At 42.8% G+C, this 25,901-nt stretch carries 23 protein-coding genes and 1 other annotated feature; all 23 genes read right to left on the bottom strand.

The window, feature by feature from the left end; translation table 11 throughout:
• Positions 1 to 23: 23 nt before the first annotated feature.
• A complete protein-coding gene (locus tag ON01_RS07800; RefSeq protein WP_010530470.1) occupies positions 24 to 1,412 on the bottom strand; it encodes a solute carrier family 23 protein in 1,389 nt (462 codons plus the stop codon).
• A gap of 625 nt (positions 1,413 to 2,037) precedes the next feature.
• Positions 2,038 to 2,580, bottom strand: coding sequence for a bifunctional pyr operon transcriptional regulator/uracil phosphoribosyltransferase PyrR (gene pyrR, locus ON01_RS07795; RefSeq protein WP_010530469.1), 543 nt, complete (start codon positions 2,578 to 2,580; stop codon positions 2,038 to 2,040).
• A 164-nt stretch (positions 2,581 to 2,744) separates the two neighbouring features.
• Positions 2,745 to 3,653, bottom strand: coding sequence for an RluA family pseudouridine synthase (locus ON01_RS07790; RefSeq protein ID WP_010530468.1), 909 nt, complete (start codon positions 3,651 to 3,653; stop codon positions 2,745 to 2,747).
• The gene (gene lspA, locus ON01_RS07785; protein ID WP_010530467.1) at positions 3,622 to 4,116 is read right to left on the bottom strand and encodes a signal peptidase II; all 495 of its coding nucleotides are present in this window, start codon (positions 4,114 to 4,116) and stop codon (positions 3,622 to 3,624) included. The genes ON01_RS07790 and lspA overlap by 32 nt, the downstream gene beginning before the upstream one ends.
• Before the next feature lie 491 nt (positions 4,117 to 4,607).
• A complete protein-coding gene (ileS, locus tag ON01_RS07780; protein ID WP_010530466.1) occupies positions 4,608 to 7,367 on the bottom strand; it encodes an isoleucine--tRNA ligase in 2,760 nt (919 codons plus the stop codon).
• Between the two features lie 271 nt (positions 7,368 to 7,638).
• Positions 7,639 to 7,866, bottom strand: a binding site (T-box leader).
• 48 nt (positions 7,867 to 7,914) lie between these two features.
• Positions 7,915 to 8,436, bottom strand: a complete 522-nt coding sequence (locus tag ON01_RS07775; protein ID WP_010530465.1) for a DivIVA domain-containing protein — start codon at positions 8,434 to 8,436, stop codon at positions 7,915 to 7,917.
• Between the two features lie 109 nt (positions 8,437 to 8,545).
• On the bottom strand, positions 8,546 to 9,322 hold the full coding sequence (locus ON01_RS07770; protein WP_010530464.1) for a YlmH family RNA-binding protein: 777 nt from the start codon (positions 9,320 to 9,322) through the stop codon (positions 8,546 to 8,548).
• Between the two features lie 12 nt (positions 9,323 to 9,334).
• Entirely contained in the window at positions 9,335 to 9,598 is a 264-nt protein-coding gene (locus tag ON01_RS07765; RefSeq protein ID WP_010530463.1) for a YggT family protein, read from the bottom strand.
• 6 nt (positions 9,599 to 9,604) lie between these two features.
• Positions 9,605 to 10,036 carry a cell division protein SepF gene (locus ON01_RS07760; protein WP_010530462.1) on the bottom strand — a complete coding sequence of 144 codons (432 nt, stop codon included), beginning with the start codon at positions 10,034 to 10,036 and terminating at the stop codon, positions 9,605 to 9,607.
• 15 nt (positions 10,037 to 10,051) lie between these two features.
• Positions 10,052 to 10,723: a YggS family pyridoxal phosphate-dependent enzyme gene (locus ON01_RS07755; RefSeq protein WP_010530461.1), complete on the bottom strand. Its 672-nt coding sequence runs from the start codon at positions 10,721 to 10,723 to the stop codon at positions 10,052 to 10,054.
• A 26-nt stretch (positions 10,724 to 10,749) separates the two neighbouring features.
• On the bottom strand, positions 10,750 to 11,559 hold the full coding sequence (gene pgeF, locus ON01_RS07750) for a peptidoglycan editing factor PgeF (protein WP_010530460.1): 810 nt from the start codon (positions 11,557 to 11,559) through the stop codon (positions 10,750 to 10,752).
• Between the two features lie 56 nt (positions 11,560 to 11,615).
• Positions 11,616 to 11,888, bottom strand: a complete 273-nt coding sequence (locus ON01_RS07745; protein WP_010530459.1) for a YlmC/YmxH family sporulation protein — start codon at positions 11,886 to 11,888, stop codon at positions 11,616 to 11,618.
• A 200-nt stretch (positions 11,889 to 12,088) separates the two neighbouring features.
• Positions 12,089 to 12,868 (bottom strand): RNA polymerase sporulation sigma factor SigG, encoded by a 780-nt coding sequence (gene sigG / locus ON01_RS07740; protein ID WP_010530458.1) that lies wholly within the window; start codon positions 12,866 to 12,868, stop codon positions 12,089 to 12,091.
• Positions 12,869 to 12,989: 121 nt separating this feature from the next.
• On the bottom strand, positions 12,990 to 13,709 hold the full coding sequence (sigE, locus tag ON01_RS07735; RefSeq protein WP_010530457.1) for an RNA polymerase sporulation sigma factor SigE: 720 nt from the start codon (positions 13,707 to 13,709) through the stop codon (positions 12,990 to 12,992).
• Between the two features lie 66 nt (positions 13,710 to 13,775).
• The gene (gene spoIIGA / locus ON01_RS07730) at positions 13,776 to 14,696 is read right to left on the bottom strand and encodes a sigma-E processing peptidase SpoIIGA (RefSeq protein WP_010530456.1); all 921 of its coding nucleotides are present in this window, start codon (positions 14,694 to 14,696) and stop codon (positions 13,776 to 13,778) included.
• Positions 14,697 to 15,485: 789 nt separating this feature from the next.
• A complete protein-coding gene (ftsZ, locus tag ON01_RS07725) occupies positions 15,486 to 16,625 on the bottom strand; it encodes a cell division protein FtsZ (protein WP_010530455.1) in 1,140 nt (379 codons plus the stop codon).
• 108 nt (positions 16,626 to 16,733) lie between these two features.
• Positions 16,734 to 18,014, bottom strand: a complete 1,281-nt coding sequence (gene ftsA / locus ON01_RS07720) for a cell division protein FtsA (protein ID WP_010530454.1) — start codon at positions 18,012 to 18,014, stop codon at positions 16,734 to 16,736.
• Between the two features lie 283 nt (positions 18,015 to 18,297).
• A complete protein-coding gene (locus ON01_RS07715; RefSeq protein WP_010530453.1) occupies positions 18,298 to 19,098 on the bottom strand; it encodes a cell division protein FtsQ/DivIB in 801 nt (266 codons plus the stop codon).
• 240 nt (positions 19,099 to 19,338) lie between these two features.
• Positions 19,339 to 20,403, bottom strand: a complete 1,065-nt coding sequence (gene spoVE / locus ON01_RS07710; RefSeq protein ID WP_425357503.1) for a stage V sporulation protein E — start codon at positions 20,401 to 20,403, stop codon at positions 19,339 to 19,341.
• Positions 20,404 to 20,571: 168 nt separating this feature from the next.
• A complete protein-coding gene (gene murD, locus ON01_RS07705) occupies positions 20,572 to 21,921 on the bottom strand; it encodes a UDP-N-acetylmuramoyl-L-alanine--D-glutamate ligase (RefSeq protein WP_010530451.1) in 1,350 nt (449 codons plus the stop codon).
• Positions 21,918 to 22,898, bottom strand: a complete 981-nt coding sequence (mraY, locus tag ON01_RS07700) for a phospho-N-acetylmuramoyl-pentapeptide-transferase (RefSeq protein ID WP_040912374.1) — start codon at positions 22,896 to 22,898, stop codon at positions 21,918 to 21,920. The genes murD and mraY overlap by 4 nt, the downstream gene beginning before the upstream one ends.
• Before the next feature lie 39 nt (positions 22,899 to 22,937).
• A complete protein-coding gene (locus tag ON01_RS07695) occupies positions 22,938 to 24,308 on the bottom strand; it encodes a UDP-N-acetylmuramoyl-tripeptide--D-alanyl-D-alanine ligase (protein ID WP_010530449.1) in 1,371 nt (456 codons plus the stop codon).
• A 2-nt stretch (positions 24,309 to 24,310) separates the two neighbouring features.
• Positions 24,311 to 25,780, bottom strand: a complete 1,470-nt coding sequence (locus ON01_RS07690; protein WP_010530448.1) for a UDP-N-acetylmuramoyl-L-alanyl-D-glutamate--2,6-diaminopimelate ligase — start codon at positions 25,778 to 25,780, stop codon at positions 24,311 to 24,313.
• Positions 25,781 to 25,901: the final 121 nt, after the last annotated feature.

The following is a 25,901-nucleotide window of genomic DNA, read 5'->3' as shown; positions in this document are numbered from 1 at the left end:
CCTTTCTAAAATCTGGCTTTAGACTAAGCTGCGTCATCGCGATTTTTGCTGTTCTTGATCTCACTGTCATCAAACATCGCCCCATTCCCATATCCGCTTTCCTTACCGGGCAGGACGAGATTCAGTAAAACACCAATGATGGCCGACAATGCCATTCCAGCGATTTGCAGGTTATCTGACAACTGGATAAACGCTCCGCCAACACCGATTACGAGGATGACAGATGCAACCACAAGATTTCGTTTATCACTCAGATCCACCTGATTATCAATCAGCATTCGCAGTCCGTTTGACGCAATAATGCCGAATAACAGGATCGATACACCGCCCATGACAGCTGAGGGAATGGAACTGATGGTAGCCGTTATAATCCCGACAAACCCAAAGCAAATGGCAAAAACCGCAGCACCGCCTATAACGAACACACTGAATACCCTTGTAATCGAGAGGACACCGATATTTTCACCGTATGTTGTGTTCGGCGGTCCGCCCAGAAACGAAGCGATCATCGTTGCCGCGCCGTCACCAAGAATAGAGCGGTGCAGGCCGGGTTTTTTAATGAAGTTTCGCCCAACAACTTTTGACAGCACCATCTGATCACCAATGTGTTCAGCGATTGTTACAAGTGCAACCGGCACCATCAGCAGTACAATTTCACCACTAATCACATCAAATGGTGAGTAATCTGCGAACGGTATAATAAAGTCAGGTAATTTAAAGACTCCTGTAAAGAATTCGCCAATTGATCCTGCAGAGGTCATATCTGCCCATTCGGCTTTTATTTCCGAAGTGTCTACTACACCCTGGAAGATGGCGAACGTATAACCCGAAACAATGCCAATCAAAATCGGTATCAGTCCAAAGAAGCCTCGGAAAAAAATCGATGCTGCAATGGTTACGGCGAGTGTGAAAAGCGCGACACTAAAATGCGTACCACTGTATACATTTTCATCTAAACCCGGCACATACATGGCCATATCAATTGCAGTTGAGGCAAGGCCAAGGCCGATTACAATAATGACGGGGCCCACAACAATCGGCGGCAAAATTCGCATCAGCCAGTTTAAGCCAAGTATTTTGATAAGTAAGGCAATGACACCGTAGACTAGCCCTGCCAAAAACGTTCCGATCATCGCACCAGCCGGACCGCCGGCTGAACTGGCACCAACAATCGGTGCAATAAATGCAAAGCTTGAACCAAGATATGCCGGGATGTTTCCTTTGGTGATGATTAAGTAGGCCAGTGTTCCCAGGCCACTGGAGATTAGCGCTACTGCAGGTGACAACCCTGTCAGGAACGGAACCAAAATTGTTGACCCGAACATTGCGAATAAATGCTGCAGACTCAATATAATCCATTTTTGCAGTTTCGGTGCTTCCTGAACGTCCATTACCATTTCCTGTTTGTTCATTGTGATTTCCCCCGTTCGTTTTTATTACTGATTGCTAAAAGATTGGTGTTGACACAAAATCCATAAACTGCGACGTAAAGTCTTATTAGAGTATTTAGGTAAGCTTTCTGGCGACGCATCTGGAATATACTCGCTTTCCGTGGGCTCACCACGAGCCTCCTCGCTCGCAAAAAACGCTCGCTGTGGGGTCTCTTAGGCTCGCTGTCCCACAGGCGTCTCGCATATTCCAGCTGCTCGTTTTGATGAATAAGGAATACAGGTTTTCTTTCATAAAATATTTTGTTTTATCAAGATGTCTTGAACAAAATTTAGCGGAGGAAATACACGGAGACTCCTGCGGGAGGAAAGGCATAGGTGAGACCCCGCAGTGCGCCAGCACGCGGAGGCTCACCAGCCGCCCGCGGAAAGCGTAGTGTATTTCCGAAGCGATGTTATCGCACACATTTTTTCTACGTCGCAGTTTATATCAACTGCGAGGCTTTAAGAGCACCAGAATTTACAATGAACCTTCCACACAAAAAAACCTCTTTGCGAAAGGTCGCAAAGAGGTATACGTGTGCTGTGAATACACGTCTTTCTAGGCGACCTTTTAAATCTCTCTGGATCTAATTAAAGGTCAATCTATTCATTTTTCGTAAATACTCACTTCTTCCTGCTGATCGATTTCATTCAGATGGACAACGATGATTTCCTTTTCTGATGTTGGAATATTTTTGCCGACATAATCTGCTCTTATCGGCAGTTCACGATGTCCCCGGTCAACCAAGACCCCGAGCTGAATCTGTGACGGGCGTTCAATATCCATGACGGCATCCATCGCCGCCCGGACTGTTCTACCTGTATAGAGAACATCATCGATTAAAATAACTTTTTTATTTTTCAGCTCAACATCAATTTTAATTGCTTTCAATTCAGGGTCCTCATTGGAGGTTACCTTTTCCAGATCGTCCCTGTATAAGGTGATATCCAATTCGCCAATCGGTACTGTAATGCCTTCAATCTGTCTAATCTTTTCCTGAATCCGCTTTGTCAGCGGAACGCCTCTCGTTTTTATCCCGACTAAGACAAGATTGTCCCCGCCTTTGTTATTCTCGACGATTTCATGCGCAATCCGCGTCAAAGCCCTGCCCATCGCCGGCTCATCAAGCAGAACTGTTTTTTTCTGCAACTCGATCACTCCAGACATAGAAAAAACCCTTTTCTCCAGTGGGAAAAGGGTTTGGACATACGTAAAAAAGACGTATTTTGTTCCGGTACCTTTTTAGCCTCACTGGACTATATTAAAGGTTCATGTATTATTAGAAATTATTATGACAGACTCTCCGCAGGTTGTCAATGCATTTTTTCAAATTGCGCTAACAGCTCATAAAAATAAGACGGTGCTTCCTGCTCAAAATGCAGCTGTTCACCTGTTTCCGGATGAGTAAACGACAGGAATTTTGCATGCAGGGCTTGTCCCCCGATTGCCATCGTTTTCCGTTGTCCATATTTCGGATCTCCGACAACCGGAAAACCGATATATTTCATGTGGACACGGATTTGGTGGGTACGCCCTGTCTCCAGTTGACATTCAACATGCGTAAAATTTTTGTAGCGTGTTAAAACACGGAAATGCGTTACAGCAGCCTTTCCGTTTTCGCCGACCCCCATCTTTTTCCGGTCATTCCGATCCCTGCCAATTGGGGCATCGATCATTCCTGTTTCATGTTCAATGACACCATGAACAATTGCTTCATACCGGCGGTCAATATCTTTTGCAGCCAGCTGCTCGGCGAGAATGGTATGTGTCTGATCATTCTTGGCAACAACTAGAAGACCGCTTGTATCTTTATCAATTCTGTGGACAATGCCCGGTCGCTCCTCGCCGTTAACAAGTGACAGGGAATCACAATGGTATAGCAGGGCATTCACAAGCGTCCCGTGCTGGTGACCTGCTGACGGATGGACCACCATCCCCTTTGGTTTATTAATTACCATCAAGTCGCTGTCCTCATAAATGATTGACAACGGTATATTCTCCGGGACGACATTTAAGGTATCCGGTTCAGGTACCGTCCATTCAATTACATCGCCATTCTGACATTTATAGTTTGCTTTTACTGGCCGGTCATTCACATGGACATAACCATCTGCCATCCATGATTGAATCTCTGAACGTGAGGCATCCGCAGTAATGCCTGAGAGCAATTTATCAATTCGTATATTCGCTTCAGTTTCCGTTACGCTGTACTTTTGTGTCATTTTGCCGCTTTTCCTTTCGTTCATCAATAATGGTTATGATCATCACTAAAATTACGCCCACTACCAGCGCTGAATCGGCTATATTGAATATCGGGTAGTCATATCCGAAAAGATTGAAGTCAAAGAAGTCCACCACTTCTTTTCGGAACAGGCGATCTATAAAATTGCCAACGGCACCGCCGAGGATCAGACTTAAGGCAGTCGCCAGAATTTTATTTTCTCTGGCATATTTTTGCATAAAATAAATAATTCCTATAACGACAATTACAGTAATAACGTAGAAAAAGCCCATTTGGCCCTGAAGGATACCCCATGCTGCCCCGCTATTACGATGTGACGTTAAATAGAAAAAATTCCCGATGATCGTTAACTGTTCACCAATTTCCATCGACTTCACAACAATCCATTTTGACAGCTGATCAATCCCTACAATAAGCAATGCCAATATGTAATATAAAAACATCCCATTTCCTCCGTTTGTCTTACCCATTAGCTTTTCTTACAGTGTGTTTTCATTTGGTTTTTGTTGTAAACTTTGTTGCGCTCTATCCCTAGTAATTGATATAAAATGCGACATAGTGACAGGGTGATTTCCGCTTTGGGCAGTTGCTTTCCGCGGGCAACGCTTCAGCTTCCTCGGAAGCAAAAACCGCTTCCTGCGGGATCTTCAGCCGTTGCTTTCCCGCAGGAGTCAACTGCCCTCCGCTCCAATCAACTATCATAATATCATCAATAGTGATTGGAAGTGGAATATCTCCAAACCAGCGAAGTGTATTTCCGAAGCGGCATTATCGCACACAAATTTTTCTGTGTCGCAGTTTATGGATTTTACGTCTAAAACAACGGTCTTTTAGATATCAGCACGTCTCTTTTACATTTTAAGGGTTTCTTAAGTATTTTACCACAAATAATTAAAAAGCGCCTTATCCTATAATGGGATAGGCGCTTGCTGCATTATGCGCTATAATGCTCTTTAACGATATCGGCACAGCGTGAACATAAATCCGGATGATCGTGATCGCTGCCGACTGTTTCTGAAGCTGTCCAGCAGCGCGCACAAGTGTCGCCGGGATGTTTTTCCACTTTCACATTGACATAGCGATATTCCTTCGCATCATCTGGAGCATCTTCAGTTACATCCGCCTCTGATACAATGAAAAGCTGATGCACATCCGAAATGCCATTAAGCACTTCTTTTGTTTTACTGTCTTTCGGCACAACCGTAATTTTCGCCTCGAGTGATTTTCCGATGACTTTGTCCTCTCTTGCCTCTTCCAAAGCTTTAAGGACATCATCCCGGATATCCATAAAGTGATCCCACTTTTCATCAAGTCGGCCGAATCCGGTGATTTCCCTCGGTTCCGGTATGTCGGTAAGCTGGACACTTTCCTCTTCAACACCCGGGATATACTCCCACATTTCATCCGTTGTATGTGGAATGATTGGGGTCAGAAGCTTCACCAAGGTTGTGACAATCTCGTAGTAAGCAGTCTGGATGCTTCGACGATGATGGTTATCGGCTGCCTCGATATACAAAATATCCTTTGCAAAATCCAAATAGAACGAACTCAAATCAATTGCACAGAAATTATGAATTTGTGAGTAGATCGGGGAATACTCATAAATGTCATAATTGTCTCTGACGTTCTTGACTAAATTTTGAAGACGGTGCAGCATATAGCGGTCGACTTCTTCCATCTCTGCCTCAGGTACGGCATCTTTTGCAGGATCGAAATCAGCCAGATTACCAAGCATAAATCGGACCGTATTCCGGATTTTACGGTAAGCTTCGGAAATTTGTTTCAAAATCTCCTGTGAAATACGGACATCCGCCTGATAGTCAACCGAGGACACCCACAGACGCAAAATATCGATGCCAAGCTGCTTTTTAATTTTTAACGGATCCATAACATTGCCCAGCGATTTACTCATCTTGCGGCCGTTGCCATCCAACGTGAATCCATGGCTGACAATTGCTTCATATGGCGCCTTGCCGGTAACCGCTACAGCCGTAGATATGGATGAGTTGAACCACCCGCGGTACTGGTCGCTTCCTTCCAAATAAACATCAGCTGGACGCTTATGGTCTTCCCGTCCCATTAAAACAGCTTCATGGGATGAACCGGAATCAAACCAGACGTCCATAATATCCGTTTCTTTGGTGAATTTGCCGTTTGGACTGTGTTCAGAGGTAAATCCTTCTGGAAGTAACTCTTCCGCCCCGCGCTCAAACCACACATTCGAACCGTGCTCAGCAAATAATTTGGATACATGTTCGATCGTTTCATTATTGATAATTGGTGTGCCATTTTCAGCATAAAATACAGGAATCGGTACGCCCCAAGTTCGCTGCCGGGAAATACACCAGTCCTCGCGATCACGCACCATGTTATACAGCCGTGTTTCGCCCCATGACGGATACCAGTTGATCCGGTTGATTTCATCGAGAATGTCCTGACGGAAATCCTTAATGGATGCAAACCACTGTGAGGTGGCCCGGAAAATAGTCGGCTTTTTCGTACGCCAGTCATGCGGATAGGAGTGTGTAATGAATGTCAGCTTCAGCAATGCTCCGGTTTCATCCAGTTTTTCAGTGATCGATTTATTGGCCTTATCATAGAACTCACCTGCAAAGCCCGGTGCCTCATTCGTGAAATAACCTTGATAATCTACCGGAGATAACGGTTCAATTCCGTACTCCCGTGACATATAGAAGTCATCTTCACCGTGTCCGGGTGCTGTGTGAACACAGCCCGTACCGGCATCTGTTGTCACATGTTCACCAAGCATTACCAGCGAATCACGGTCATAAAACGGATGCTTGGCAACAACTTTATCCGCTTCCTCTCCTTTGAAAGTTTTGATGACTTCCGGGTTTTCCCAATCCAGCTCCTCCGTCATCGTTTCCAGTAATTCATATGCAATCACATATTTTTCACCATTGACACCCACAACAGCATATTCCAATTCAGGATGAACAGCAATGCCAAGGTTTGCCGGGATCGTCCAAGGTGTTGTTGTCCAGATGATAATTTTCTCATCGCCGTCAAGAACTCCTTTGCCATCGGTTACATCAAAAGCGACATAAATGGATGGTGAGCGCTTATCATGGTATTCGATTTCTGCTTCGGCAAGCGCTGATTCAGAAGACGGTGACCAGTAAACAGGCTTAAGCCCTCGATAGATATAACCCTTTTTAGCCATTTCACCGAACACTTTAATTTGGGCTGCTTCATAGTCTTTGGTCAACGTAATATACGGGTTATCCCAATCACCACGGACACCAAATTTCTTAAACTGATTACGCTGATTGTCTAGCTGCCCCATGGCGTATTCGGCACACCTTTGGCGGAATTCGGCAACACTCATTTTTTTCCGGTCAACTTTTTTCTTTTTGGTCAATGCTGTTTCAACTGGCAGGCCATGTGTATCCCAGCCGGGAACATACGGCGCATGATAGCCGCTCATTGACCTGTAGCGGGTAATAAAATCTTTCAATATTTTGTTCAGCGCATGCCCAATATGCAGATCGCCATTGGCATATGGCGGGCCGTCATGCAGAATGAACAGTGGACGGCCTTTTGTCCGCTCAAGATCCTTCTCATAAATTCGATTCTCATCCCATTTTTGTTGACGCTCAGGTTCTTTATTCGGCAAATTCCCCCTCATCGGGAACTTCGTCTTAGGCATCAGTAATGTATCTTTATAATCCAATCTGTGTTCCTCCTATTCACTGCGAGATAACTATTTTTAATAAAGTGTGTTGTATTTAGACATAGCCCGAATACACTTCATTTACCTCAGGGTGTCTTTTATGTGATTCTCCTTGCTGTTGCCTTGTACTCTGTCTCCTTAGGACATAAATGACTGTATCTTTTCAAGTCGAAGGAGTAGGAAGCGGCAGCCTACAGCGGATTCGAAACGCACTATAGTTGTTATATAATGATCTTTAAGAGCCTATAAATAAAAAAGCCTTCTCATCCCCAAAAGGGACGAGAAGACTCGCGGTACCACCCTTATAAATTTAAAAATCTCCTGTCGACTCATTTTAAATTCACTCGAGATTCGTAACGTGAATAAACCGTCCATTCTTACTCGCTTTCAGAATGAATACTCGGGAGTGATGTTCAGAATGTACTGCTGCATCAGGCTTCCACCACCCCTGATTCGCTGAACAGACATACATCCATACTGTCTCCGTCATCATATAGCGTATTTGATATATGAGCATTATATGTAAAATATCGTAAGACGTCAAGGTCTATGCCTTGGTTTCAGCGTAATCAACCATTTCTTCTGTTTCCTCATCGGATTCGTTTTCTTCATCGAATAAATCTTCCCAGTCATTTGCATCGATAACGTCCAGCTGTGCTTCCACAAGCATTTTTAGACGGGTGCGGAATACTTTAGCCTGCTTTTTCAATCCTTCTACGTCCATTTCAATTCTGCGGGATTTGTCTAACGCCTCGTTAACAATCCTGTCGGCATTCTTCTCAGCCTCTTTAATAATCAGTTTTGATTCTTTCTGAGCACTTCCTTTTAATTCTTCAGCCGTTTCCTGTGCAATCAGAATTGAGTTATTCAGCGTCGTTTCAATATTCGTAAAATGTCCCAGTTTTTCATTCAACTGGTCAACTTTTTCTTGTAAATCTTTTTTCTCACGGATTGTCATTTCATAATCTTTGATAACCTGATCCAAAAATTCATTGACCTCATCCTCGTCATATCCGCGAAAACTTCTTGTGAATTCCTTATTATGAATATCCAGTGGTGTTAATGCCACACAGGCCACCTCCTTAAGTGGTTATCCGATTAAAAATTTCGTTGATAGCAAAATTCATATTTTCTATTATTTCGACAAAAAAGCCAAAAATCCTTCAAATTAACTTAAATCATTTTAATAGCGCAGTTGTAATACTGAGTTTATCTTTTTTTGTCCGCCCGTTAATATCAACCAGTTTACTACGTCCTTTTCCCCGCAAAGAGAGCATGTCACCTGCGTTTAGAATCAATTTACGGTCATCGGATACTTTATAGTTCACTTTCACAAGACCCTTGCTGATCATTTCAGCTGCATCTTTACGGGACAGTTTATAAATCGCCTTTACCACTGAGTCAAGCCGTAGCGATGAGACGATCTGATTGGATTCATCCCAATTGGTTTTCCGTTCAACAAGGGATGAAAGCGGCCGTTCTTCCAGTCTGATCCTTGTCTTTTTGATGGCGGTCAAATTTGTCAGTATAAACGGGGCAATCTCCTCAGCCATTATGATTTGAATCAGGCCATTCTCAGCCATGATATCGCCGAGTTTTTGCCGTTTGATCCCTAATGATAAAAACGATCCCATCACGTCACGGTGTCCCAGTGAGACAAACTTGTCATGGTATGATCCCTGCAGTAAAGTGAGCTGAAAAGAATCGTCCGTCACCTCGTCATACATCGGCGCTATGATAACCCGCCGCCGCTCAGCATTAACACTGCCGCCATGCTTGTAAACCCTTAGCTCTTCCATACTTGTCCTAGCAAGCGTCTCAACAATTTGCTGTTCCCTCGGATTGAGAAAATCCGTCACCTTCATCTGGTAGGTTTTTTCGACTCGGTTAATCCATGATAATGCCTGATCGATAAACGAATGTTCTTCTTTTCTATAATGCTGGTAGATTTCCATGAATCTCACCCATTAGAACCAGCTGAAAAGAACAGGCAGTCCGAATGCTCTGGCGAAATACAGGACAAAAATCGCCACAATAGGGGACAAATCAATCATGCCAAGCGGTGGTATTATTCTGCGGAAAGGCTCAAGATAGGGTTCGCATATTTTGGCCAAAAAGACGCCAAATGAAGATTCACGCGCACCCGGGAACCAGGACATGAATATATAAATAATCAGGGCGAAGCTATAAAGCTCTAATGCCAGATATAAAAAACTGAGTAGTGATTGCATAGTCTGCTACCATCCTTTACTGTATTCATCTTCTTCAGCAAATGTTTCAGTTATGGAACCCGATACATCGACATTATCCGCTGTACACAGAAATGTCCCGTCACCGAGTTTTTGAATATCACCATTTATCGCATAAACGGTACCGCTCAGAAAGTCGACAATCCGTTTTGCCTGTTGATGATCAACACGCTGAAGGTTAATGACAACTGCCCGTTTATTGACGACGTTATCGGCAAGCTCCTGTGCTTCGCTGTAATTACGCGGTTCACAAAGCACAACTTTCGACGTCGGCCCTTGCATACTTGTTAAACTGACCACATTCCCGCTACTGCTTGACTGATGTGTCACCGGTTCATTATTCATTTCTTCTTGCTCCTCAACATACTCTAATTCATCTTCCATTGTGAAGAAGTTTTTAATTTTGCTTTTAATACTCATCATTTCACCCCGTTATTAGGATCCGACCAGATCAGACCCGATTCGGATATGCGTAGCTCCCTCTTCTACAGCAAGCTGATAGTCATTGCTCATGCCCATTGATAAGTATTCACATGGCGCATACGCAATGTGTTCGCCCTGTATATCTTCTCTAAGTGAAGCCAGTTGTCTGAAAATGTTCCGCAGCCTTTCTTCATCCTCAATATGCGGTGCCATCGTCATAAGCCCCACAATACGGACGTTGTCATACACTTCCAGTTCCCTGATAAACGAGAGTGTTTCTTCGGGTTGAAGCCCATGCTTCGTCTCCTCTCCGCTTACATTCACCTGCACGAAACAATCAACAGGCTTTGCCGACCGTTTATTGATTTCCCTGGCTAGCGACTTCCGGTCCAGCGAGTGAATGGCATCGACCTTACCAATCACCTCTTTAACTTTTCGTGACTGCAGCGTGCCGATAAAATGCCATGATGCGCTGTCTTGTATGTATTCGTGTTTTTCCAGGAAACCTTCCAGACGATTTTCGCCAAGGTTTGTGATTCCTGCCTCAATTGCTTCTTTTGCTCGTTCTATTGTAACATATTTCGTCACGCCAATTATGGTTATTTCATCGAGATTTCGATTACTGCTTTTACAAGCGTGCTCGATATTTTGTCGGATTCGGTTCAAATTTTCTGCTACATCCATTATACCCTTCGTCCTCCCCCATTCAATCATTGATCGTAACCAATATAACCCAGCATCCTGCCAGTTTTCCCCCCGTCACGCCGATATGAGAAAAATAAATGATCGTCGCGAAATGTGCAATAATTTGATATATCTATATTATGACGCAAAATTCCGTGTTGTAAAAGGATTTCTGCGTTTAATTGCTTTAAATCAAGCAAAAAGCGATTATTTTCCCTGGCAGTGACCGTTTTTTCGATGAACGACTGCGGAATATGACGTATAACTCGCTCATCTACTTCATAAGCATCATGGGATATACTGGGGCCAATTACGACACGGATATCAGCCAGATCAGCACCGGCTGTCTGCATTGTGTCAATCATCTTTTGTCCAATCCGATGGACAGTCCCTTTCCAGCCGGCATGCGCAATTCCGATGTATCGTGTCGATGGATCCAGAAAAAAGATGGGTACACAATCAGCGAAGAAAGCAGTACACAATATGCCTGAATGATTCGTGACCAGACCATCAATTTGCTCCAGCGATGTATCATACGCTGTTGACCCTCTTCCTTTGTCAAGATCTGTTGCGAAGTGAATGTTCGTCTCGTGTGTCTGCTCGCCGGAAACCCAAGATCTTAACGGAGTTTGAATGATGTCAGCCAGCCTATGTCTATTGGTAATCACATCTTCTGAATTGTCCGGAACATGCAAACCAAGGTTTAATGTATCAAAAGGCGGCGCTGAAAAACCGCCTTTTCTCGTTGTAAAACCAGCTTTCAGACCTGGTATCAGCTGTTGCCATTTTTCCAGAACTAAAGTGGAGTCTGTCATCTGCTGAAATGGTTCCGACATTTGTTTTCCCCCTAACCCGCGCAATCTGCTTGTTCCATTCTATCATATTTCAGACATTATTCGAGCAATTCCTGTTCAGAATAAAGGGTTGGTGTTTTTACCTCATTGACCAATATGACATCAGTACCGATCACCTCGACGTTCCTCCAAGGTATAATAAGCTCGTCGGCTTTTCCGAAAAACCCAGATTTTTTGTCTTTTGCGATAAGCACTAATGCTGTGATCCTACCATTATTCCCATCAATTTCCAAATCAGAAATTTGCCCTAACCGCCTGCCGTCGCTCATCATAATGACTTCTTTAATTTGCAGTTCAGATAATGTTACCACAAGTCTCACCTGCCTCTTAATAGAGATTTATATGCAGGTGGATGAGTAAATTATTATATTTCTCCTTTTTTATTATGATCGAATTTAATTCCAGAAATGGGGCATCATAACCAAAAATTTCATGAAAAAATTTTAATAAAAAAAAGACCCCAAATTGAATTTGGCGTCGATTATAGAAGTAAAGATATACAGTTGTACGTTTATTCGAACATTTCTTTGTTCATTTGGTCGATAGCTGCTTTTTCAAGCCTTGAAACCTGGGCCTGTGATATACCAATTTCATCAGCCACTTCCATTTGGGTTTTTCCCTGAAAAAAACGTTTATTCAAGATTGTTTTTTCGCGATTGTTAAGTTGATACATCCCTTCTTTCAGTGAAAGTTTATCAACCCAGAGTGAATCTTTGACTTTATCATCACTCAATTGGTCCATGACATAAATTGGATCGCCGCCGTCATTATAAATTGGTTCGAATAGCGAGACCGGATCCTGGATAGCATCCATTGCAAATACAATATCGGAATGATCAACATCCATTTCTTCAGCTATTTCCATTGCTGTCGGTTCCTTCGACGTTTTACTAATTAACTGCTCCCTGACTTGGAGTGCTTTATAAGCCGTATCACGTAAAGATCGCGATACTCTGATAGGATTGTTGTCGCGCAGATAGCGTCTGATTTCACCAATTATCATCGGAACAGCATAAGTGGAAAATTTTACATTATGCCCCAAATCAAAATTATCAATTGATTTCATAAGTCCAATACAGCCAACCTGGAACAAATCATCACCGTATTCACCGCGATTGTTAAAGCGCTGAATAACACTTAATACAAGACGTAAATTCCCATTGACCAATTCTTCCCTTGCTGCTATATCACCAGCTTGCATCCGTTTAAATAATTCACGCATTTCATCGTTTTTAAGTACAGGTAATTTTGATGTATCAACTCCGCAGATTTCTACTTTATGTTTTGTCATATTCTACCCTCCCGGTTGGAGATGCTGTTCATGAGCAGTATCTCCCCATAGGAGGTTTTTTATGCAATGCGGTAAGTCAGATAAATCGCCTCAATGTGGCTCTAATTCATGCCAGAGTAAGTCAAACCATTTTATTAAATTCTTTTTGGAGCCGTCTGATGATTTTTTTCTCCAAACGGGAAATGTAGGATTGCGAAATACCTAGCATATCGGCAACATCTTTCTGTGTTTTCTCTTCCTGACCTACCAGGCCGAACCGGAGTTCCATGATTTGTTTTTCCCGGGGATTTAGCTGTGATAACGCATTTTTCAGTAAATGCTTATCAACATTCGTTTCAATATCTCTGGTTGTTATATCTTCATCTGTTCCCATTACATCCGAGAGCAATAATTCATTGCCATCCCAATCAATATTCAACGGTTCATCAAAAGATATTTCCGACTTGAGTTTATTATTTCTTCTCAGATACATTAATATTTCATTTTCAATGCATCTTGAGGCGTATGTAGCAAGTTTTATTTTCTTTTCGGGATTAAAGGTGTTGACAGCCTTGATCAGTCCGATTGTACCGATACTGATCAGATCTTCAATGTTAATGCCCGTGTTTTCAAATTTGCGGGCAATATAAACAACAAGACGCAGATTACGTTCAATCAGCATTGCTCTAGCTGATTTATCACCTTTAGGAAGCAGCTCAAGCAGCCGTCGCTCTTCTTCTTTTGATAAGGGCGGAGGTAGTGCTTCACTGCCGCCGATGTAATAAATCTCATCTGTTTTGAAACCAAGTTTAAACAGTATCTTATACCACCATAAACGCAAACGAAGTCTTAATAGTTTCAAATTACGTCGCTCCTTTTCCAGATTTTGTCATTTAAAGAAATGCAGTGACATTACAGGTATATCACATTAAGCAGAAACGGGTGTGCCCAATTTGATGATTTGCGGATGCATCAGGCAATGATACGATTGGTCTTTCGTCAAATCAGCAAATTGGATACCTGCCAGTACTTTACGTGTCGCAATTTCTTTTTCCTCATAAACAATTGTGACTTTATCAGGCTTAAGCGCCATCATAAACGTGCGATTGCCTTCAACACCTTGAAAGGGGACAATTTGGATCCTGTCTTCCCACTCATCAGGTAGCGCCTCGAAATCAAGGGTGTCATGAACTGTCTCCAGCATCTTCCATTCTTCTTCCGTAAACCATTGCTTTAAAAAATACTGATCACAAATAATAACTGGTTTTTTAGTTAATGGGTCTGTCAGCTGGTTGCCGCTGTCGATATAAGCTGTCGTTGATTTACTTATTTGCCGAATCTGGATCGTGGCCGGGCACAATTGGTCGTAACGAATTTTTTCTGTTGCATGCTTGTCCATACGTGACTTGGTGAAATACCAAACGACCGGAAAACCAATGACAACAAACAGCCAGCTGATCGGGTCACCATAGCCGCCGTTAAATGTCAAAACCCCGCCTGCAGACATGCCAACAGGGTTTTGGAATAGAAAGTGTATTGCGATCAATCCACCCCCTATGGAAAAAGTTGTAAAGTAAAATAAGAGCAGTAATTTGAACATCTGATAGATTGAATAAATTCGGAAGCTGCATAAAATAATAATGATTGAATACATCAGCTTACCTATCAGACTTGTAAAAACTGAATCGGGATAATAAATAGACAGCGGAACCAATAAAGAAGCCACAAACGCTCCAAATACGATCCTCAGCTTTCTCGTGCTGTCTTTTGCCAAAGCTTGTGTGAGCATCAATAACATCATATCCAAACAAAAGTTCAGCAGCCAGACAGCATCCAGATAAATGGTCACACGCCGTTCTTCCTTTCCTGAAAAAATCCCTTAACAGAAAGTATAGTGGTATTGGAAAGCAAAGTCTGTCACTTCATGAAGGTCTAATGGGGCTAATTTTAACGACTTATCAGCTAATTTGTCAGATTGCTTTAACAACAGGATTTCAATAGCCTAAACTCTATGAAGGTACCATAATAACTTCAGATCCACACGCTCTTTTATTTAAAATTATCTACCCAACGAATGTTTAAAAAATATAGACTTTTTTCTAATAGTATGTTGTTTTTGACAAAAAATCCATAAACTGCGACGTAAAGTCTTATTAGAGTATTTAGGTAAGCTTTCTGGCGACGCAGCTGGAATATACTCGCTTTCCGTGGGCTCACCACGAGCCTCCTCGCTCGCAAAGAACGCTCGCTGTGGGGTCTCTTAGGCTCGCTGTCCCACAGGAGTCTCGCATATTCCAGCTACTCGTTTTAATGAATAAGGAATACAGGTTTTCTTTCATAAAATATTTTGTTTTATCAAGATGTCTTGAACAAAATTTAGCGGAGGAAATACACGGAGACTCCTGCGGGAGGAAAGGCATAGGTGAGACCCCGCAGTGCGCCAGCACGCGGAGGCTCACCAGCCGCCCGCGGAAAGCGTAGTGTATTTCCGAAGCGGTATTATCGCACACAAATTTTTCACTATGTCGTAGTTTATATCAACTGCGAGGGCTAAGGAGCAACAAAATTTACGAGAAGAGCCAATACAAAAAAAGCAACCAGACGATATCTGATTGCTTGTTCAAAATATATTATTCTATTAACGGTTGCGGTTGCGATTCCGCAAAAATGTAGGAATGTCCAATTCATCATCCTGTGTATTCGGACGATTTTGCTGGCTTTGTGTCTGTTCACGCTCCCGCGGCGGTTCTTCAGAAGGGCGTGTCGCTGCTTGCTGGTTTTGATTGATAACAGGGCGCTGACGCGGCTGATTGTCTGATTTCTGACTTTCATCAAATCCAGTTGCAATGACGGTCACAATAATTTCGTCTTTCAGATTTTCGTTAATAACCGAACCGAAGATAACATTCACTTCATCATCCGCAGCTGATGTGACAAGATCGGCTGATTCCTGAACTTCATAAAGACTCAAATTGGAACCGCCAGTAATATTCATCAGAATGCCATGCGCACCATCAATGGATGTTTCAAGAAGCGGTGAGGATATAGCTTTTTTGGCTGCCTCGGTCGCACGGTTTTCACCTGTGGCGATACCAATTCCCATCAAAGCAGACCCTTTGTCAAACATAATCGTTTTCACGTCGGCGAAGTCCACGTTAATCAAACCTGGTTTGGCAATCAGGTCTGATATCCCTTGTACACCTTGACGTAAAACGTTATCCGCTTCACGGAAGGCTTCCAGCATTGGCGTATTCTTATCGACAATTTCCAGAAGACGGTCATTCGGGATAACGATCAACGTATCCACACTCGATTTCAGTGAATCTATTCCCGAAATTGCCTGTGTTGACCTCTTTTTACCTTCAAATGTGAATGGACGTGTTACAACACCAACTGTCAGGGCCCCAATCTCCTTGGCTATTTGGGCGATAACAGGGGCTGCGCCTGTACCAGTTCCACCGCCCATCCCGGCAGTGACGAAAATCATGTCGGCACCCTGGAGGGCCTCTTCCAGCTGTTCCTTATTTTCTTCAGCAGCTTTTCTGCCAACTTCCGGATTTGCCCCGGCACCTAATCCGCGCGTTAATTTACCGCCTACCTGCAGTTTGGTTTCTGCCATTGACAGTTCCAAAGCTTGTGCATCAGTGTTGACCGCAATGAACTCGACACCTTCAACACCATGTTCAATCATACGGTTGACGGCATTACTTCCGCCGCCGCCTATGCCAATAACTTTTATAGTTGCCAGTTGATCCATATTCGTTTCAAACTCTAACATACATCCGTTCCTCCTATTATGCTGAATTACGACGCATTAATTTCTATACCCTGATGACCGGACATACCCAAAAAAACAATCAATAAACATGTCAAACATTTCACTTGATTAATCAAAGAAATATTTAAACAAATTAGCAATTCCGGATTCTTTTTTCTTGGTCTTAGCCGGTGCATCCGAATTCCCCGATTTTTTTGCGCGTTTTGGTTTCGCTTCGCCCTCGTAGTCTGCTACAGAAGTTAAAAGATCTTTTCCCTGTATTTTCGCATTACGATAAGCAAATTGCAAGATACCTACACCAGCAGTAAACAGTGGTTCCCTTACACCTATGTAGTCAGGAATTGCCACACGAACATTTGACTGATATAAATCCTGTGCAAGTTCCATCACACCCGGCATTTTCATTGTACCACCTGTCAGAACATAGCCACCAGGTAATTGCTGGTAACCCATCCGGCGTATTTCCCTCTCGGCATACGCATAGATTTCTTCCAGTCTTGCTTCTATCATGTCGGAAATCTGCAGCTGATTATACGTTTCCCTATGATTACTTCCGATAACCGACGCCTCAAAGGTTTCGTCTTCGCGGGCATCATCATAAAAAGCGTGCCCATAGTTTAATTTGATATCTTCTGCTTCTTCAGTTGACGTTCTTAACCCAATTGATAGATCCTTTGTTATATTGTCACCACCCAATGGGATTGAACTGGTACCAGCGAGATGGTCATTTTCGAAAACCGAAACTGTCGTGGACCCTCCACCGATATCAATTAAGGTCACGCCAAGATTTTTCTCATCACTGGATAGTGCAATAGTACCCGCAGCAAGCGGCTGCAGACAAATATCAGATATTTGCAGGTTGGCTCGCTCCACACACTTCAGCAAGTTATGTAAAACGGTTTTCGAACATGTAATGATGGTTCCTTCCATTTCCAGTCTGACACCGATCATGCCACGCGGATCAGTTATCTCATCAAGTCCATCAACAATAAACTGTTTTGGTATGACATCAACAATCTCCCGCTCAGGCGGAATTGAGACGACCTGAGCACCATCAATCACCCGTGTGATATCTTCATCGCCGATTTCCCGATTTTCACTCTGAACAGCTACGACACCATGACAAGGCTGCAATTGTATTTGATTCCCGTTCACACCTACTACAACACTGTCAATTTGCATGCCGACCATTCGTTCCGCCTGCTCCACTGCATTTCTTATCGATTGAACAGTTTGGTCAATATCAACGATCGCACCTTTTTTCATGCCAGTTGACTTTGCAGTACCGACTCCTATAATATTCAGAGAATCGTTTAGCACTTCGCCAATAATTACTTTAATTTTTGATGTACCTATATCAAGACTCACTAGTATTTCGCTGTTGTTCAAGGAAAGGCACCTCCTGCTTCAGAAGCATCTGATATATCGCCTTTTTATTCAATCAGATGTTTTTCTCTTCAATTCTATTAAAAGCCTATAGTCTCATATTTTAAAGGAATGAGCACAAAAAGAAAATATATATTGGTTAATTCGATATAAAAATCGTGAATTCCTTTTAATTTCGTGATTTTATTTAGAAAAACTTGGCTTATTGCCAAGGTATGGCAAACGTCTAAGTTGTTCTTATGCAGTAAGAAAGGATTTATCCTTTCTTAACTGTCAATAAAATTAGCTATCCGTCATTTCCGCTGCCGGATTCTTCTTCGTCAGAGCTTTCCTCGTCCGGCGTTGTAAACGGCTCAAAATAGGCACCGGCGCCAATATGTATAATCCCTTTGCTCTCCGGATCCAGCTGTGAAACGATTGATGGGTAAACACTCATATTATCGGCAAAATCCCTGATGGTGCCGTCAACAATATAGCCATCATTCATATACAGCTTGATTTTACGCTCGTTATCATCAGTCGGCTGCCAGTGGATTTCCGATATCAGTTTCAAAATACTTTCCGGCAAATTTTTCAGTTCCTGCGTCATTTCCTTTAAGTAATCATCATCTGAAAAACCGATCAGCAATGGTGCATTCCCGTCTGCTGTCTGCTGTTCCATATCTTTCAGAACATCACCGCTTCCCAATATCGGAAAATAGCTTTCATTTTGCGCCACATAGCCAACGTGATTGAATTCAGTAATACTTATGTCGACTGTCCATGGAAGCTTTGCATTTACATCGGCATTTTGAATAACCGGATTTTCTTTTATGGACCGGCTTGCCTGCGTTTCGTTTATCGTCCATAAATTCTCGCCTTTGGCAATACCGCTTTGCTCAATTACCCTTTCATCCGATACAAATGAATTTCCTGAAACCGCAATTGTTCTCACATCACTCAATGGAGACTGAAGATAAACAATTATGGAAATTAAAAAGAAAAAAATAGAAAGGTAAAATATGAGACGGCGATTTGCCTTCTTTTTACGTTCCTGTTTCAACGTTGGTATACGTTCTTCAATTGAAACTACATTCTTTTTCCCCATTTCTATTTCTTCCCTTACCCTAACATTAGAAAGTGCATGGAAAACCTGGCTCATCGCCGAAATCCAATGGCGAAGCCCAGCACTTATGCAGTAAGAAAGTAGTCATCCTTTCTTAACTGACAAGAAGAAAACGGCACCTTTCAATGCCGTTTCTCCGACTGTTATTTGGATTATATCACACATTTCGTATGAATACGTAGTAAACTTGTCCCATATTCTAAAATTTTTACCCACAGTCCATTAAATTTTTGAATACCTGCTGATGTTCAGTAAGATTCCTGCCGAACAAAGCGTTAACGTTAATGACGAACCGCCATAGCTTAAGAATGGAAGGGTTATGCCTGTAACAGGAATCAAACCGATTACGACACTTATATTGATCATGACCTGAATAGTCAGCATGGATACGATTCCAAGCGCCAAAAAACGCCCGTAAGCATCCGGTGCCTCGAGTGCCGCTTTTACACCGCGCCAAAACAGCAATGCAAACAACCCAATCACAAAGGTACCGCCTAGAAATCCAAGTTCCTCGCCAATGATGGCAAAAATAAAGTCGTTTTGCGGTTCAGGCAAATAAAAATATTTTTGAATGCTTTCGCCCAATCCAAGCCCCATCAAACCACCCGGGCCGATGGCATATAATGACTGGATAATCTGGAAACCATCTCCTAATGGGTCCTCCCACGGATTGATGAATGCGGTTATTCGGCTAATACGATAGGGTGCTGACAATATTAGCAGCAGAAACGCGACAAAGCCTACCGCAGCAAGTCCGAAAAAATGCAATAATCTGGCCCCGGCAATATAAATCATCACCATACACGTGCCTACGAGTACAACACCGGTGCCCAGGTCAGGCTGCAGCATGATAAGTCCAAATGCTGAAAATACCAGAAGGAGCGACGGGATGAAGCCTTTTTTAAAAGACGTGATATACTTTTGCTTGACAGAAAGATATACGGCCAGGAAAATAATTAAACCAAGTTTCATAAATTCGGATGGCTGGACACTGAATGCACCAATGCCAATCCAGCTTTGGGCCCCGCCGCGTACCATCCCGACTCCCGGAATCAGTACAGCCAGCAATAGTACAAAACAACTAAACAAAATAATTTTGCTATATTGTTTCCATGTGCTGTACGGGATAACCATAAAAAAGAACATTCCAACAACCCCGATGCCACAAAACAACAGTTGGCGTTTAAGGAAAAAAAATTGGTCCGCATACTTATACTCTGCCCAGACATATGACGAGCTGTAAACCATTACGGCGCCGATTACCAGCAGCAGCAATATAACAGCCAATAGAGTGTAGTCCGGTTTATAGCGGGTTTCAGACGATTTTCGAAACAAAAAAACACCCCTTTTCCAGATTCGTTGGAATAGGGGCTTTTATTCACAATGATCATACGTGATGTTCACCTGCAGCACTACTGTTGCAGCAAGGCATACATTATTGCAGCAGACAAGCCCCTACAATAGTGTATGCACGGCTTGTATAAACATGTCACCTCGTTCTTCAAATGTTCGGTATTGATCCCAGCTGGCACAGGCAGGAGACAGTAATATAACATCCTTATGTCCAGACATTCGATACGCTTGGCTAACAGCGTCATTCATATCACCGGCCATTTTTATGGCAGGCACACCTGCTTCAAGTGCTGTGCGCTTCAGTTTACCCTGTGTCTCTCCGATCAGGACAACACCTTTCACATTCTTCAAATAAGGTTTCAAATCATCAAACTCATTGCCGCGGTCAAGACCACCTGCAATCAGGATAACAGACTCATTGAATGCGGATAATGCCTTTTGGGCTGCAAGCATGTTTGTTGCTTTAGAATCATTGTAAAACAGACGATCGTGAAAATTGCCTACAAATTGGAGCCGGTGCCTGACCCCTGAAAAAGACGTCAATACACTATGAATCCCTTCATTTGTGGCACCGCTCAGCTTTGCGGCACTGATGGCCGCAAGAATATTTTCCAGATTATGGTCGCCTGTCAGCACAATTTCCTCTTTATCAATCAGTTTTTCGTTTTTAAAGTAAAGACTGTTGTCATCTGCCCACGCACCATTGTTCAGCTGAATTTTCATTGAAAATGGTATTTTGACCGATTTTGCAGATGCAGCAGCTTCTGCCACAGTCGGATCATCCGCGTTATAGATGAGGTAATCATCAGCTGTCTGGTTAGCAAATATATTGCACTTGGCGTTTTTATAGTTCTCAAACGTTTTATGGTAATCAAGATGTGCCTCGAAAATATTTAACAGTACAGCAATTTTCGGTTTAAATGCTTTAACACCCATCAGTTGAAATGAGGATAGCTCCAGGACCATTTTTTCGTCTTTTTTCAATGATTGAGCAACCTCTGTAGCAACATGCCCGATATTACCGGCGATCCGTGCTCCCTGTTCACTGGCCTTCAACATTTCGGCTGTGAGAGTTGTTGTCGTCGTTTTGCCATTGGAACCGGTTATCCCGATCATGGCTGTCTCCGATAGATTGCCGGCGAGTTCTATCTCAGTAATAATCGGAATACCACGCTTTTCCGCCTCTTGCAAAAGAGGTTTATCATACGGAATACCCGGATTTTTAACGATGATTTCCATTCCATGCAATACAGACAGCGGATGGGAACCAGTGATCACTTCAGCACCCAGTGCTGTTAATTCATCAACAGCTGCATCACTATCACTGGCATTTTTATCATTCACACGAACTTTTTTTCCGCTTTGCAGCAGCAATCTGGCTGCAGCTGTACCGCTTTTTGCCAGACCCAGTACAAGTACATGATCATAAGGAAAGTTTGTTAATTTTTTCAAGCTATCCACACCTCGATATAAACGCCTAGCGCCGCAAACACCAGACCTATAAGCCAAAACGTGGTCACAACACGCCATTCAGACCACCCAAGCAGCTCATAATGATGATGAAGCGGGCTCATTTTAAATATTCTTTTGCCGGTTGTCTTATACGATATAACCTGAATGATGACCGAAAGCGTCTCAATGACAAAAACACCGCCGATAATAACCAGAATAATCTCCAGCTTTGTCAAAATAGCTATAGCGGCAAGACTCCCGCCTAATGCCAGTGAGCCTGTGTCACCCATGAACACCTTGGCCGGATGGGCATTGAAGACGAGAAACCCCAGCAGTGCACCGACCGTTGCTAATGAAAAGATGGCTATCTCATTCTGTGGGAAACCGTACCATGCCAAAATGCCAAAAGCACCAAATGCTATGGCTGCAGTACCGGCGAGCAGGCCATCCAATCCATCCGTTAAGTTCACGGCATTGGATGCACCAACCAGCATAAATACAGTCAGCAACGCATACCCCCAGCCGAGTTCCCATTGGATGGACGTACCCGGAATTTGAATGTAGGTGGCATAATCGTTATAGTGTAAAATAAAATAAAAAATAAACGCAATAACCAATTGACCTGCCATCTTTTGTTTCGATGTCAGTCCGAGATTCCGCTTCATGGCCACCTTAATAAAGTCATCCATAAAACCCAGCAATCCGTAGCCGACCATCACAAAAATAAGCAGCCATAACTCATAGCCGATTGACCCGGCACTGTATTTGCTCACCATAATAATTGCAGTTGCAACAACACTGATGACAATCATAATACCGCCCATGGTCGGGGTCCCCGTCTTCTTAATATGTGATTTCGGACCTTCGTCCCTGATGCTTTGCCCAAACTTCAAACGCCGTAAAAAAGGAATAAAAATTGGTGATGAGAGGACGGTGATCAAAAATGCTATTGCGATTGTCATGATTAATACGTACATATTCACTGTTTCTCCTCCTCTTGCAGCAACCGTCCATGTTTAATGCGATGGATCAATAACTTGCTTGATAAATGATTCAAATTGCATGCCACGTGACGCTTTAAATAAAATTAATGTCCCCTCGGAGATATACTCATTGAGAGCATTCATAAGCGCTTCCTTTGATGTAAAATGACGGCTGTCAATTGCAGGATGCTGTTTATAAACAGCTGACGATATTTCGTCTGCATCTTCTCCAAATGTTAAAACAGCTGACATCGATTCATCAATACTGTCGGCAACCGAGCGGTGAAGCGGTTTTGAGTTTTGACCAAGCTCAAACACATCACCTAAAACGAGTACCTTCTGATGGAATCCATCCAAATGTTTTACAGCGTTTATACTTGCCTTCATGGACGTTGGGGAAGCATTATAAGCGTCATTGATAATGGATGAACCATTTTTACCATTCATAAGTTCAAATCGCATTGATGTCAGTTCCAGCCCTGTTAATGCCTGTTTCACATTATCCGTTGCTATATTTAGCAGCCTGCCGATCGTTATGGCAAACGATGCATTCAGTGCATGATGGCTTCCAAGTAATGGAATCGTATAACTTCCGCCATCAGAGAGTTCAAATTGAGTCGACTGCCGCGTAATATTTATGTTTCTGATGGTGACATCATTATTAGTATGATAGCCGCATTTAATGACATGTTCGCGCTGATGAACCTGCCTTAATAATGGTTCGTCGCCATCAATCAATAAATAACCGTCCTTTGTCGTTCCTTTAATGATTTCAAGTTTTGCTCTGGCAATTCCTTCCCTTGAACCCAAGAATTCAATGTGGGATTCACCAATATTTGTTATGACGGCATAATTAGGCTGCGCTATCTTTGTCAGTGTTTCAATTTCACCAAAATGATTCATGCCCATTTCCACGACCAATGCTTCTGTATCAAGAGGCATCGATAAAATAGTGAGCGGAAGGCCGACTTGATTGTTTAAATTACCTTCTGTATGATGCGTTTTATATGATGACCCTACGACTGAAGCAATAATATCCTTGGTTGTCGTCTTGCCATTCGAACCTGTTACGCCAATGACAACCGGATTCACTTTTTTTCGGTAAGCCTTTGCCAGTTCTTGCATCGCAGTCAGCGTATCATTAACAAAAAACACCGGGAAATCGGCTGGCAAGGATTCCGGCAGCGCCTTATGTTTATCCCATAGAGCAGCTGCAGCTCCCTGGTCAAAGGCATCTTTCATGTAATGATGGCCGTCAAAATTTTCACCGGCTAATGGAATAAACAATGATTTTTTCAATTTCCTGCGGCTGTCTGTTGTCACCTCTACAATTTCAACCTCATCCACTGCTGCACCCTTGTAATCTGAAAATACGGTTGTAAGCCATTTCGTTGTAAACAGCATCGTTAATTCTCCTTAGCCTGAATTGCCGCTTTGGCAACTTCCCGGTCATCAAAATCATAACGGGCCCGGCCGATATCCTGGTATGTCTCGTGTCCTTTGCCGGCAATTAAAATAATATCGCCCTTTTTAGCAAGACTTATGGCATGAAAGATAGCGTCTTTTCGATTTTCAATAACTGAAAAATGCGTTTCATTCAGTCCTTTTGTCATATCATCCAATATTGCCTGCGGATCCTCTGTACGCGGATTATCGGAAGTGAAAATTACCTGATCAGCATATTGCAGCGCGACAGATGCCATTAATGGACGTTTTGTCTTGTCACGGTCACCGCCGCAGCCAACCACGACATAGACATTATTCTCTGCAAAGCCTTTAATCGTTTGCAGTACGTTTTCCAGTGAATCTGGTGTATGTGCATAGTCAACCACAGCTGCAAATTCATGGCTCCCCTCGACAGGTTCAAATCTTCCGCTCACACCTTGCATGGCCTCAAGTGCTTCCTTAATGACCTCAAGCGGTATACCTGCACTTATGGCGGCTGCGCTTGCTGCCAGCATATTATAAACGTTGAATTTACCAATCAAGCTGCTGTTTATCATGACAGATCCAATTGGGGTGTGCATTGTAAAGGTTGTTTTCGTTACGTCTAGATTGATGTCTTCTGCCTTCACCTGTGCTCCGCTCTGACATCCATACGTAAGAACATGCTGAGCGGTGCTTTTTATCAGAAAAGCACTGTTTGGATCGTCCTCATTTATAACTGCAAACTTTTTTTGTCCTTCGTTATAGGTATTGCCTAACTGTGCAAACAAAAGACTTTTTGCATGTAAATAATCGTTCATATCCGGATGATAGTCCAAATGATCCTGTGATAGATTCGTAAATACGGCGATATCAAAATCACAGCCATGGACCCGCCCCATATCCAACGCATGAGAAGACACTTCCATAATAGCTGTATCGACATCATGTTCATTCATCTCATGAAACGTTTTCTGTAAATACAAGGCGTCAGGGGTCGTATTATGTACAGGATAAGCATCGTTTCCTATTTTCATTTGGATGGTACCGATAATACCCGTTTTTCGCTTATAGTGCTGAAAGATCGATTCCAGCAGATAGGTAATCGTTGTTTTGCCATTTGTGCCGGTTACGCCAATAAGCGGAAATTGACGCGTTGGATAATCATAAAACTTTGACGCAAGCATCGCCAAAGCTTTTGATGTATCATCAATCCGGATAACCGGAACAGAGGCATTCACTTCTTTCTCAGCCAGCACGGCATGTGCACCATTATTTGCGGCCTGATCGATGAAATCATGGCCATCGACTGTAAAACCCTGAATACAAATAAACAGATTCCCTTCTGCTACCTTTCTGGAGTCAGTCTCAACACCGCTTATCTCCAGGTTATCAAGTGCTGCTGATGTATTATAAAATGGTAAAACGGTCAATAACTCTGATAATCTCATTTCCAAACACCCTATTCTGCAATGTAATATCTAATACGATTAGTGCGTGTTCAAAAAGGAGGATAAAATTGTTACCGGACTTTTTGAACAACCTCTATTAGAAAACTTGGCTTATCGCCAA

The sequence above is a fragment of the Lentibacillus jeotgali genome (assembly GCF_000224785.1).
Lineage (GTDB): Bacteria > Bacillota > Bacilli > Bacillales > Amphibacillaceae > Lentibacillus > Lentibacillus jeotgali.
Note: the sequence above shows the minus strand (reverse complement) of the source record. Positions and strands in the feature narration are given on the sequence as shown.